11 protein-coding genes are annotated in these 13146 nt (G+C 60.7%); all 11 read right to left on the reverse strand.

Annotated features, from left to right (window positions below; genetic code table 11):
- Positions 1-274 (reverse strand): transglutaminase family protein (locus IBX54_RS07510; protein ID WP_296542048.1); only part of this gene is annotated, 274 nt, incomplete at its 3' end.
- Between the two features lie 12 nt (positions 275-286).
- Positions 287-1852, reverse strand: coding sequence for a murein biosynthesis integral membrane protein MurJ (murJ, locus tag IBX54_RS07515; protein ID WP_296542049.1), 1566 nt, complete (start codon positions 1850-1852; stop codon positions 287-289).
- Complete coding sequence (locus tag IBX54_RS07520; RefSeq protein ID WP_296542050.1) at positions 1849-2943, reverse strand: enoyl-CoA hydratase/isomerase family protein; 1095 nt, start codon at positions 2941-2943, stop codon at positions 1849-1851. Before IBX54_RS07520 ends, murJ begins: the two co-directional genes overlap by 4 nt.
- Positions 2940-3827 (reverse strand): DMT family transporter, encoded by an 888-nt coding sequence (locus IBX54_RS07525; protein WP_296542051.1) that lies wholly within the window; start codon positions 3825-3827, stop codon positions 2940-2942. Before IBX54_RS07525 ends, IBX54_RS07520 begins: the two co-directional genes overlap by 4 nt.
- 17 nt (positions 3828-3844) lie before the next feature.
- Complete coding sequence (typA, locus tag IBX54_RS07530; RefSeq protein ID WP_296542052.1) at positions 3845-5674, reverse strand: translational GTPase TypA; 1830 nt, start codon at positions 5672-5674, stop codon at positions 3845-3847.
- An 18-nt stretch (positions 5675-5692) separates the two neighbouring features.
- On the reverse strand, positions 5693-6694 hold the full coding sequence (truB, locus tag IBX54_RS07535; protein ID WP_296542053.1) for a tRNA pseudouridine(55) synthase TruB: 1002 nt from the start codon (positions 6692-6694) through the stop codon (positions 5693-5695).
- A gap of 4 nt (positions 6695-6698) precedes the next feature.
- Complete coding sequence (gene rbfA / locus IBX54_RS07540; RefSeq protein ID WP_296542054.1) at positions 6699-7067, reverse strand: 30S ribosome-binding factor RbfA; 369 nt, start codon at positions 7065-7067, stop codon at positions 6699-6701.
- Between the two features lie 17 nt (positions 7068-7084).
- Complete coding sequence (infB, locus tag IBX54_RS07545) at positions 7085-10006, reverse strand: translation initiation factor IF-2 (RefSeq protein WP_296542055.1); 2922 nt, start codon at positions 10004-10006, stop codon at positions 7085-7087.
- 78 nt (positions 10007-10084) lie between these two features.
- Entirely contained in the window at positions 10085-11581 is a 1497-nt protein-coding gene (gene nusA, locus IBX54_RS07550; RefSeq protein WP_296542056.1) for a transcription termination factor NusA, read from the reverse strand.
- A 17-nt stretch (positions 11582-11598) separates the two neighbouring features.
- Positions 11599-12237 carry a ribosome maturation factor RimP gene (gene rimP, locus IBX54_RS07555; protein ID WP_296542057.1) on the reverse strand — a complete coding sequence of 213 codons (639 nt, stop codon included), beginning with the start codon at positions 12235-12237 and terminating at the stop codon, positions 11599-11601.
- 132 nt (positions 12238-12369) lie between these two features.
- A partial coding sequence (locus IBX54_RS07560; protein ID WP_296542058.1) for an ATP-binding cassette domain-containing protein occupies positions 12370-13146 on the reverse strand: 777 nt, incomplete at its 5' end.

A 13146-nucleotide genomic window follows, 5' to 3' on the forward strand; every position in this document is an offset into this window, starting at 1 on the left:
TGAAGTTGTTGAAATTGCCGGCAAAGTTCAGGTCACGATAGACAAACTGGTTCAGCACGCGCAAGCTTTGCAATGACCCCGCATCGGCCGGAATGCGCCGCTTCAGGCGCGCCAGCAGCTGGTCCACATCACCCAACACTTGCTGCACACTGAGATCGGGATATTCATCTTGCGCCAGGCTGATGGCGGCCTCCAGCAGCGGAAACTCGGCATCGCTGCGCACCAGAGAGGCAAAATACTCCAGCGGGGTAGGAACGTTCAAGGACAGATTCATGGGGGCTATTGTCTATCGTCTCACCAGCTGGCGCAGCTTCATGCCGGCTGCCCACAAGGCGACAAAGTAAATGACGCCCGACGCTAGCAAAATCACAGCCAGCAGCCCGATGCGCTTGAAGCTCTCGACGCGCAGCGCGGTCCAGGCAAAGTGGCTGTTGGCCCAGACCAGAAACAGGCCCAGCAACACGCAAGCGGCCAGCACCTGCAGCACAAACAGGCCCCAACCCGGCTCGGGCTTGTAGCTGCCGCGCTTCATCAAGCCCAGCAGCAGCCACAGCGCGTTAACCATGGCGCCAATACCGATCGACAGCGTCAGCGCGGCATGGGCAAAAACAGGCACCAGCACCACATTGAGCAACTGGGTCAGCACCAGCACCACCACCGCCACCTTGACCGGTGTTTTGGTGTCCTGGCTGGCGTAGTAGCCGGGGGCCAGCACCTTGATGGCGACAATGCCAACCAGCCCCACGCCCCAACCCATCAGCGCGTGGGTGACCTGCTGTACGTCAAAGTCGGTCATGGCGCCGTAGTGGTAAAGCACCGACACCAACGGCAGCGGAAACACCAGCAATGCCAACGCGCAAGGTACAGCCAGCAGCACCACCAGCCGCAAGCCCCAATCGAGCATGGCCGAATAGCGGGCCGTGTCACCGCCGGCGCGAGCGCTGGCCAGCTGCGGCATCAGCACCACGCCCATGGCCACGCCCAGCATGGCGGTGGGGAATTCCATGAGCCGGTCGGCATAGGTGATCCAGCTGACGCTGCCCGGTGCCAGATGCGAGGCAATCTGCGTGTTGATCAGCATCGACAAGTGCGCCACGCTGACGCCCAGCAGGGCCGGGCCCATCAAGCGCAGAATATTTTGCGTGCCGCCATCAGACCAGGCCTGCCTGATGGCCGACCAGCGCCAGCTCAGGCGGGGGTTGAGCCCCATACGCTTCAAGGCCAGCCATTGCACCGCCAACTGCAGCACGCCGCCCGCAAGCACACCACCCGCCAGCGCGTAAATGGGTTCCAGCCCGAGTGTTTTGAACCAGGGCGCGCCCAGCCAGGCGGCAAATATCATGCAGATATTGAGCAGCACCGGGGTGGCAGCGGGCACCGCAAAACGCTTGTAGGTGTTGAGCACCCCGGCACCCAGCGCCACCAGCGACATGAAGGCGATGTAAGGAAACATCCAGCGCGTCAACAGCACCGCAACGTCATAGCCGCGCGGGTCCTGTTGCATGCCGCTGGCCATGGCCCAAACCAAGCCCGCCGCACCCAGCACGCCCAGCACGCTCAAGGCCAGCAAGGCCCAGGCCAGCACCGTGGCCACCCGGTCGATCAGCAGCCGGGTGGCGGTGTCGCCGCGCTGCTCTTTGGTGGCGGCCAGCACTGGCACAAAGGCCTGGCTGAACGCCCCTTCGCCGAAGAAGCGACGAAACAGGTTGGGAATACGAAACGCCACGTTGAAGGCATCAGTCATGCTGGAGGCACCAAAGGTGGCGGCAATCAGCAGCTCGCGCACCAGCCCGGTGACGCGCGACAGCAGCGTCAGGCCCGAGACCACCGAGGCCGACTTGAACAGGCTCATGGCAGCGCCCGTAACGGATGGCTGTGGGCTGGCCACGGACTGGTAAAAAATAGTTGCACCAGCGCAGGCGTGACATCTTCAATGCGCGCGGGTTGCCAATTCGGGGCGTTGTCCTTGTCGATGACCAGCGCGCGAATGCCTTCTGCGGCCTCGGTCTGTTGCCCGCTGCGCCCGAGGTGGCGCGGAAAAAAGCAATGGCGCATCAGGTCGCGCTCCATGCGCAAGTCCTGCGCGACCGTGAGCTGGCGTGCACGGCGGATTTGTTCCAGCGCCACGTGCAGCATCAGCGGTGAGCGCTGGCGTAACTGGGCGGCCGTGCGCTGCGCCCAATCGGAGGCATCGGCTTCAAGGGCGTGCACGATGGCGCTCACCGAGTCGAGCGAGAAAAAGGCGTTTATTTTGTCTAGATCCAAAGGCGGGTGCGCCGCCTCAGCGGCTGAAAACGCAGTCAGCCACGCCGGCAACTGCGTCGCATCCAGCGGATCGATACCGGCCAGCGCGTCCCAGGCTTGCGGCAGGCGATCGGCATCCAGACAATGGTCCGCCAACCTGAGGCTAATGGCTTCGGCTGCAGCCAAACTGGTGCCGGTCAGGGCCAGCCACTCGCCGGAAAAACCGGGGCAGCGGCTTAAAAAATAACCACCACCGACATCCGGAAAAAGCCCGATGGCGGTCTCGGGCATGGCCAGTTTGCTACGCGCTGTCACCAGGCGCAGCGATGCCCCCTGGCTCAGCCCCATACCACCGCCCATGACCACGCCGTCCATGAAGGCGATGAAGGGTTTGGGGTAGCTGTGAATCAGGTGGTTGAGGCTGTATTCCTCGGTAAAAAAGTCTTCGGGTGACGGGTCGCCCGAGAGCAGCGCCTGGTGAAAAAAGCGAATGTCGCCACCGGCACAAAAGGCGCCAAACGGCCCTGCCTTGTTGCTGCCACGTATCGCGACTGCGGCAATACGGTCATCCTCACGCCAGGCCAGCAGGCAGGCGGTCAAGTCCCGGATCATGGCCAGGGTCAGCGCGTTGAGCGCTTGTGGCCGGTTCAGGGTCAAGAAGCCCACCGCCCCGCGAATCTCGCACAGCACCTCGGTCATGACAGCAACACCGCCCTGCTGCGCCAGCCCAGCAGTTCATTGACCACCAGGGCGCCGATCACCAGCGAGCCGCCAAGCAGCACATCGTGCGTTGGCACCTCACCCGCCCCAAACCAGACCAGTAGAATGCCGAAAATGACCTCAAGCAGGCCCAGCAGCGCCACTTCGGTCGCATTGAGCACGCGCGCACAGACCACCACCAGAACGCAGGGAATCGCCAACTGCCCCACACCCAGGCCAATCAGCAGCACCATGTCATGCGCCGAAGCTTGAAACGGCCACGCCAGCGGTAGCATGAGCAGGGCCGACAGCGCCGCGCCAATCAGCACGGCAGGAATCAAATCGACATTCCTGCCATGCGCCTGCGCATATTGGTTGATGGTCCAGTTGGCCGCACCAGCAACCGTCAGGCAAAGTGCCACCAGCGTACCGGCCAGGCTGATGCCCTGGTTCAATTGACTGGCATACATATAAGCAATGCCGCCGCCCGCCGCCACAATTGCCAACCAGGTGCGTAACGCAATGCGGTGGCCAAGCAACACGCTTGATGCCAAGGCCGTGAGCAAGGGGATCAACGCCATGGTTACCAGCACATTGGCCACCGTGGTGAGCATGATGGCGACCATGAAAAAGGTCATCATGCCGCACCAGCACAGGCCGGAAAACCAGAGCACGGCACCCTCCCGGCGCATCCGGCCAAACACACCACGCCCCTTGAATGCAGGCAACAACACCAGCAGGCAGAGCATGGTGACGAAACTGCGCCAGAAGGTCACCTCGAACTTTTGCGCATACGCCAGATGGCGCGTGACCACGCCGGCGGTGGACCACAGCAGAGTCACTGCCACCATCAGCCACACCGCCTGGTTGTGCGAGAGTTTCACATCAACTGCTTAGCCGCTTAGCTGTTGCGGCCGGCCTTCTTGCGCTCGTGCTCGGACAGGTGGCGCTTGCGCAGGCGGATTGACTTGGGCGTGATTTCGACCAGCTCGTCGTCCTCGATGAATTCGACACCGTATTCCAGCGTCAACTGGATCGGCGGCGTGATCTTGATCGCGTCTTCCTTGCCGCTGACGCGGAAGTTGGTGAGCTGCTTGGTACGCGTGGCGTTGACCACCAGGTCGTTGTCACGGTTATGGATGCCCACGATCATGCCTTCATAGACCGGGTCGTTGGCCGTGACGAACATGCGGCCGCGGTCATCAAGCTTACCCAGCGCGTAGTTGAAGATTTCGCCCGCATCCATCGAGATCAGCACGCCGTTCTTGCGCCCGCCGATCTCGCCCTTATACGGCTCGTAGCTGTCAAAGATGTTGGAAATCAGGCCCGAGCCACGCGTCAGGTTCAAAAATTCATTGGTGAAGCCGATCAGGCCACGCGCCGGAATGCGGTATTCCAGGCGCACGCGGCCACGGCCATCGGGTTCCATATTGACAAGGTCACCACGGCGTTCGCCCAGTGCCTGCATCACGCCGCCCTGGTGCTGCTCTTCGATGTCGGCCGTGACCAGCTCGATCGGCTCGTAACGCACGCCATCGACATCCTTGAACACCACGCGTGGCTTGGAAACCGCCAGCTCATAGCCTTCGCGGCGCATGTTTTCCAGCAGAATGGTCAGGTGCAACTCGCCGCGGCCCATGACTTCAAAAATGCCTTCTTCGTCGGTTTCCTTGATGCGCAGCGCCACGTTGTGCTGCAGCTCTTTTTGCAGGCGGTCCCAGATCTGACGGCTGGTGACGTACTTGCCTTCGCGACCGGCCAGCGGGCTGGTGTTGACGCAAAAGTTCATGGTCAGGGTCGGCTCATCGACCTTGAGCATGGGCAGCGGCATCGGGGTGAGCGGGTCGGTGATGGTGACGCCAATGCCGATGTCGGCCAGGCCGTTGATCAACACGATTTCACCAGGACCGGCTTCGGTGGCTTGCACGCGCTCCAGACCCTCAAAGGTCAGCACCTGGTTGATGCGGCCCTTGACCGCCTTGCCGTCCGGGCCTTCCATCACAACCACGTCCATCATCGGCTTGATGGTGCCCTGGCTGATGCGGCCCACGCCAATACGACCGACAAAGGTGGAGAAGTCGAGCGCCGAAATCTGCAATTGCAGCGGTGCAGCGGGGTCGCCCTGCTGGTGCGGCACGTGGTCGAGAATGGTGTCGAACAGGGCCGACATGTCGGGCCCCCATTGCTCGCCCTGCCCACCCTCTTCGAGCGACGACCAGCCGTTGATACCCGAAGCATAGACCACCGGAAAATCCAGCTGCTCGTCGGTCGCGCCGAGTTTGTCGAACAAATCGAAGGCGGCGTCCACCACAAATTGCGGCCGGGCACCGGGCTTGTCCACCTTGTTCACCACCAAAATAGGCTTGAGGCCCAGCGCCAGCGCCTTCTTGGTCACAAAACGGGTCTGCGGCATGGGGCCTTCCTGCGCGTCGATCAGCAACACCACACCATCGACCATGCTCAGGGCGCGTTCCACCTCACCGCCGAAGTCGGCGTGGCCGGGGGTATCGACGATGTTGATGTGCGTGCCTTTCCAGGTCACGGCGCAGTTTTTGGCCAGAATCGTGATGCCACGCTCTTTTTCAATGGCATCGTTGTCCATCACGGTATCAACCACTTTTTCGTGTTGGGCAAAGGTGCCTGACTGGCGCAGCAACTGGTCCACCATGGTGGTTTTACCGTGGTCAACGTGGGCGATGATGGCAATGTTGCGAATTTGTTTATTGATCATGGTTCACTTTCTCTTAAATTAGTTCAGGACAGCGCACCCTGCGCTCGCTTTTGTCCCGGCATCTTTCACACTCGTTTTAAAACTCTTCATCTGTTCAATTTCTGGCGGACTCAAAAGCCGGCCAGGAATCAATTCACCGGCCTTGACGTGCGCCGAGCCCAGCAAACCGCCATCGACACCGGCATACACCGCCACTTGGCCGGCATCAGGCCAATCGCCACGCCGACGCAATCCAGAAAGAAAACGCCCTGCATTTTCCGCGTCCAGCGTGACCACAGTGTGATCACCCAGCAAGGAATCAACGGGCCAAAGACAGGCCAGGCGCTGTTCTTCACTCATGCCTTGCAGCGCCTCCAGCGAGACGCATTGCGCCACCGTGTAGCCGCCGGTGCCGGTGCGGCGCAACGCACTCAGGTGCGCACCGCAACCCAGGGCCTCGCCGATGTCCTCGCCCAGCGTGCGGATGTAGGTGCCCTTGCTGCACTTCGCCACAAGCTTTATGACTGGCTGCGCTGTTTGCGCTGACTCCAGCGTCAGCTGCAACGCATGAATCCTGACCGCCCGTGAGGCCCGTTCCACTTCTATCCCGGCGCGCGCATACGCGTAAAGCGCCTTGCCGTCTTTCTTCAAGGCGCTGTGCATCGGCGGCACCTGGCTGATCAATCCGGTGAACTGTTCCTGCACCCGCGCCACATCGGCAGCGCTCACCGCCACCGGTCGCGTTTCGATCACATCGCCTTCGGCATCAGCCGTGCTGGTCTTGACACCCAAGCACAGCACCGCCTGATAGGTTTTGTCAGCATCGAGCTGCAACTGGCTGAACTTGGTGGCCGCCCCAAAACACAGCGGCAACACGCCTGTGGCCAACGGGTCAAGCGTGCCGGTGTGGCCCGCTTTTTCGGCACGCAACAGCCATTTGACTTTTTGCAGCGCGTCATTGCTCGACCAACCCAAGGGCTTGTCCAGCAACAGCACCCCGTGCACGGGGCGCCTCGTGACCCGTACACGTGGCCCATTCATCTTGTCAGTCTTCCTTGGCCCGCGAGGCCACCGCGCGCGCAATCAGCGCGTTCATGTCGGCGGCGCGCTCAGGTGTCTGGTCAAAAATGAAATGCAGCGTGGGCACGGTGTGGATGTGCAGGCGCTTGAACAGGCCGGCGCGCAAAAAGCCGGCGGCCTGGTTCAGGCCTTCGGTACAGGCTTTCACGTCGCCCGCCAGCAGGCTGAAATACACCTTGGCATGGGCATAGTCGGGCGTCACTTCGACGCCCTGGATGGTGACCATGCCAACGCGCGGGTCTTTGAGCTCGCGCGCAATCAGCTCGGTCAGATCACGCTGGATCTGATCGGCCACCTTGAAGGCGCGGTTGGGCGTGGCAGATTTTTTATGCACAGGTCAATCCCGACGCTTCACAGCGTACGCGCCACTTCGCGGATCTCGAAGAACTCCAGCACGTCACCCTCTTGAATGTCGTTGTAGTTCTTGATGTTCAAGCCGCAATCGAAGCCTTCGCGCACTTCCTTCACGTCGTCCTTGAAGCGTTTGAGCGATTCGAGTTCGCCCGTCATGATCACCATGTTCTGGCGCAACAAGCGCAAGCGCGCGCTGCGACGCACCACACCGGCGGTGACCATACAACCGGCAATGGAGCCGATCTTGGACACCTTGAAAATCTGGCGAATCTCGGCGGTACCAATGATTTCTTCCTTTTTGTCGGGGGTGAGCATGCCCGACATGGCCAGCTTGAGTTCATCGACCGCATCGTAAATGATGTCGTAGTAGCGGATGTCAACGCCGTTGTTCTCGGCCAGCTTGCGCGCACCAGTGTCAGCCCGGGTGTTGAAGCCGATGATGACAGCTTTGGCGGCAATCGCCAGGTTGACATCGGACTCGCTGATGCCACCCACTGCGGCATACACCAGTTGCACCTTGATCTCGTCGGTCGAGAGTTTGAGCAGTGACTGCGCCAAGGCCTCTTGCGAGCCCTGTACGTCGGCCTTGACAATGATCGGCACCATCTTGACCTCGCCAGCAGTCATGTCGGTGAACATGTTTTCGAGCTTGGCGGCCTGCTGTTTGGCCAGCTTGGTGTGGCGGAACTTGCCAGCCCGGTAAGTGGCAATTTCGCGGGCACGACGCTCGTCGGCGAGCACCATGAATTCATCACCGGCCTGCGGCACTTCGGTGAGGCCCTGGATTTCAACCGGGATCGACGGACCTGCTGTTTTGACCGGCTTGCCGTTTTCATCGAGCATGGCGCGCACCCGGCCGAAAGTCTGGCCGGCCAGCACCACGTCACCCGTTTTCAGGGTACCCGACTGCACCAGCACGGTGGCGACCGGACCACGCCCCTTGTCGAGTCGGGCCTCGATGACCAGGCCCTTGGCCATGGCATCCACTGGTGCCTTGAGCTCCAGCACTTCTGCCTGCAACAGCACTTGTTCGAGCAATTCGTCAATGCCCTGGCCGGATTTGGCCGACACCGAAATAAAGGGCGAACTGCCGCCAAATTCTTCGGGAATCACTTCTTCGACCACCAGCTCGTTCTTGACGCGCTCGGGGTTGGCATCGGGCTTGTCCACCTTGGTGATAGCCACCACGATCGGCACACCGGCCGCCTTGGCGTGTTTGATGGCTTCCCTGGTTTGCGGCATGACACCGTCGTCGGCCGCCACCACCAGAATCACGATGTCTGTGGCTTGCGCACCGCGAGCCCGCATGGCGGTAAATGCTTCGTGGCCCGGGGTATCCAGGAAGGACACCACGCCGCGCGAGGTTTCCACGTGGTAAGCGCCGATGTGTTGGGTGATGCCACCGGCTTCGCCAGAAGCCACCTTGGTGGTGCGAATGTAGTCAAGCAGGGAGGTTTTGCCATGGTCAACGTGGCCCATCACAGTCACCACGGGGGCGCGCGGCAAGAACTCAGCCTGCTGCTGCGACACCTCGTCATCGGTAAATGCTTCAGGGTCATCAAGCGCCGCCACAATGGCTTTGTGACCCATTTCCTCGACCAATATCATGGCCGTGTCCTGGTCCAGCGCCTGGTTGATGGTGCACATCTGGCCAAGCTTCATCAGGTGTTTGATCACTTCAGAGGCTTTGATCGCCATCTTGTGGGCCAACTCGGCCACGGTGATGGTTTCCGGCACGTGCACTTCGAGCACACGCACTTCCACCGGCGCTGCCTGGTGGTGATCGTCGTGACCGCGGTCGTTGCTGCCACGGCGCCCGCGCGGCCCGCCGCGCCAATTACCACCACGACCGGCACCGGTGTCGCCACGGGTGGGAATGCCTTTTTTCTTGGCCGGATCACCGGCCCAGCTGCTCGACAGCTTGGCCGACTTGACTTCCTTGCCAGCACCTGCAGCCGCACCGGCGGCGGTCGAAGGAGTTGTCGAGCTGCCGACAGGCTTATGCAACGTGCCCTTGAGGCCGGCCTTGGCAGCAGCGGCGCTTTTCGCTGTCGGTTTGGGCTCTTCCTTCTTGGGCGGCAGTTTTTTACCAGGCTGCGACATCATCAAACGGATGGCTGCCGCCTCGGACTCGGCTTTTTGACGACGCGCGTTCAAATCGGCCGCGCGGGCCTGCTCTTCGGCCAGCAGGTTTTTGGCGTCAAGCGCGGCTTTTTCCCGGGTTTGCGTCTTCAATTCATCTTGCGCCTGTTTATTGGCCTCAGCCTGGGCAGCAGCGGCCTCCTTGGCGGCTTTCTGTGCGCTGCCATCGGCCGCAGCTTCGGCAGTCGCTGTGGGGGGTGGCGCTTGCTCGGTTTGCCGTTGCGCCAACGCGCGCGCTGCCGCAGCATCAGCAGAAGCACGGTCAGCAGCTTCGCGCGCGGCAACTTCCTGAGCTTCACGTTGACGGCGGCGCTCGGCCAGTTCTTCCTCCTGGCGACGGATCAATTCGGCCTGACGACGGACTTCTTCTTCGCGGCGTGCCAATTCGGCATGGTCTATCTGCGGCTTAGCGGAGTGCTGCGCCTCTTGTTCAGCGCTTTCTTCCGGCACAGCAACCGTGCTGGTTTCAGTGCCCTCATCACGACGCACAAAGGTGCGCTTCTTGCGCACTTCAACTTGAATGGTGCGCGCTTTGCCGGAGGCATCGGCCTGCTTGATTTCAGTGGTCGATTTTTTGACCAGCGTGATCTTCTTGCGCTCGCCAGTACTGGTGCCGTGGCTGAGCTGCAAAAAACTCAACAGGCGCTGCTTATCAGATTCTGTGAGCTTGTCAGATGCAGCCGCTTTGGCAACACCTGCCGACTTCAGTTGTTCAAGCAACGTGTCGGGTGATTTCTTGAGTTCATTGGCAAACTCGGCTACGGTCATACTGGACATTTTTTGGCTAACCTTTGATTCAGACGTCGATGCCGTTGGGCCCGGACATCTTGATATTTACTGTAAATTCATGATCATTCACTCTTTGGAGGATGCGTCATCGGCGAACCAATGTTCGCGGGCCTTCATGATCAAGCTCTTGGCCTCTTCATCGGACAGGCCGGTGATCTCGGTGAGTTCATCCACCGCCAGGTCGGCCAAGTCATCGAGCACATGAACGCCGTTGTCGGCCAGCTTGCCGATCAACTCGGTGTTCAGACCTTGCAGATCGCGCAGTTCCAAAGCCACACCACCCGCATTTTCCTCAATGGCGATTTCCATCGTCAACAGGGCGTCTTTGGCACGGGCGCGCAATTCGCTCACGGTGTCCTCGTCAAAGCTTTCGATCTCGAGCATTTCTTCCAGCGGCACATAAGCCACCTGCTCCAAGCTGGTAAAGCCTTCGGCAATCAGCAGGTCGGCAATTTCCTCGTCCACGTCGAGCTTTTCCATGAACAGGCGACGGCTCTCATCGACTTCGCTGGCCTGCTTTTCAGCGGATTCCGCCGCATCGAGGATGTTGATCTTCCAGCCGGTAAGTTCTGCCGCCAGGCGCACATTCTGGCCGCCGCGGCCAATGGCGATGGCCAGGTTTTCCTCATCGACCACCACATCCATGGCGTGGCGCTCTTCGTCCACCACGATGCTGCTCACATTGGCGGGCGCCAGCGCGCCGATCACGAACTGCGCAGGGTCTTCGCTCCACAGCACAATGTCCACACGCTCGCCAGCCAGTTCGGTGGTGACCGCATTGACACGTGTGCCGCGCACGCCGACACAGGTGCCGATCGGGTCGATGCGCTTGTCGTGCGACAGCACCGCGATCTTGGCGCGCGAACCGGGGTCGCGGGCGCAGGATTTGATCTCCAGCAGACCCTGCTCGATCTCGGGCACTTCATTGCGGAACAGCTCCTTCATGAACTCGGGCGCCGAGCGAGACAGCACAATGGGCGCACCGCGCAGCGTCAGGTCCACTTCCATGATCATGGCGCGCACGCGGTCACCGGTGCGGAAGTTTTCCTTAGGAATCATTTCGTTGCGGCGCAGGCGGCCTTCGACGCGGCCAGACTCGACAATCAGGTCGCCCTTGTCCAGGCGCTTGACGGTGCCGACGAAAATCTTGTCGCCGCGCGACATGAAGTCGTTGAGCAGCATTTCGCGCTCGGCATCGCGAATTTTTTGCAGAATGACCTGCTTGGCCGCCATGGCGCCTATGCGGCCAATGGGCACGGACTCGATGGTTTCCTCGATGTACTCATCGACCTCGATGTCGGAAATTTGTTCTTTGGCTTCAAACAACAGGATTTCCTGATCCGGCAACTGCAGCCCCGCTTCATCGGGCACCACATGCCAGCGACGGAAGGTTTCGTAATTGCCACTGTCACGATCCAGCGCGACGCGGATATCCACTTCACCCGGGTAAAGTTTTTTGGTGGCTTGCGCCAAAGCCGCTTCCACGGCTCCAAAAACGACATCAAGCTCCACGTTTTTCTCGCGTGAGATGGCGTCAACCAGCATTAACATTTCGCGATTCATGCCATGTCTCTCCTGTTTCAATTCAAATCTGATGGTTGCGGTTCCAGGTCAGGCGCTTGCGCCCTGCCCTTGAAATTCACAATGGGTGCCAGGCGCGCCTCTTTCAGCTCGCCGAGCACAAAACCAAGCGCCTGCGTCGGTGCAGGCGGCCTTTTTTTACTGACTTTTTGACCCGGCTTGGTGACCGGCTCATCGCGCCAGACAATCTGCCAGACCGGCTCGGCTTGCGTTGGCGCATCGGCCGCCGGCGCAAGCCGTTCCAGCACACCCCGAAATTTCTTGCGGGTCGGGCTCACCTGCCCTGCCGCGGCGCTGCCCAGCGGCATCTTCAGCGTGACATCGACCACATGGCCGACGAAACGCGCCAGGTCCTGGTTGTGCCGCAGCGGCCGGTCAATGCCCGGTGACGACACTTCAAGGCGCTTGTAGTCCACCTCATCCACCTCCAGCGCATACTGCAACTGGCGGGTGACTTTTTCACAATCTTCAACAGTCACAAACGGCTGGTCTGGCGCACCCTGCGCAACGTCACCGGCGGGCGGCAACCAAGGCAAATCAATCGTGATGCGCAGCAGGCCACCGGCGGAGCGTTCAATCTCCACCAGGTCATAGCCCAAGCCCGTCACGATTTGTTCAACAATGTCTTTTAGCGCCACCGAAACCCCAATTTGCCCAATTTTGTCAAAAACAAACGACCAAAAAAAACGGGCGGAAGTGACTCGCCCGTTTGGTCGTGAAGGTGGGATTATATCCGAAAATATGGGGGAAAGCCCTTGATTTTCATGGTTTTATCCAGCGGCGCTGACCAGAATCCGGGTGTACTCGTGCTGCGGTTGTGTCAGCACTTGGTCCACTGGCCCGGACTCAACCACGGCGCCGTCTTTCATCACCAGCACGCCGTGCGCCATGGCGCGGATCACATCCACGTCGTGGGTGATCAGCAAATAGCTCAAACCATGCTCGCGCTGCAAACCTTGTAGCAACTGCAACACTTGTTTTTGCACCGTCACGTCGAGCGCACTGGTGGGCTCGTCGAGCACCAGCAGGCTGGGCTTGATAATGAGGGCCCGGGCAATGGCCAGCCGCTGGCGCTGGCCACCAGAAAATTCATGCGGGTAGCGCCGCAGGGTCTGCAGCATGGCGGCATCGTCCGAGCTGGCCAGGCCGACATCGCGCAAGGCGACCATGACACGCTGCTGGCGCTCATGATGGGTGAGTTGGGGTTCATGCACGCCGAGGCCCTCGCCCACGATTTCTTCCACGCTCATGCGCGGCGACAAAGATGAAAACGGGTCCTGAAAGACCACTTGCACCTGCCGCCGCAGTGCTTTGTTGTGCGCTGCGTTGGTACCCCAGGTCTGGCCACCAATGTGCAACGCCCCCTGCAGCGGCAGCAGCCCCAGGGCGGCCAGTGCCAGCGTTGATTTGCCAGAACCCGACTCACCCATGATGCCCAGGGTTTGGCCCTGCTCAATTTCAAAATCGGCACCCTGAACCGCGACAAATTCTCCACGCTTGAACCAGCCACGAACACCGGGCAGCGGTGTCGGGTAAACCACCCGCAG

Source organism: Rhodoferax sp. (genome assembly GCF_014859475.1).
Lineage (GTDB): Bacteria > Pseudomonadota > Gammaproteobacteria > Burkholderiales > Burkholderiaceae_C > Rhodoferax.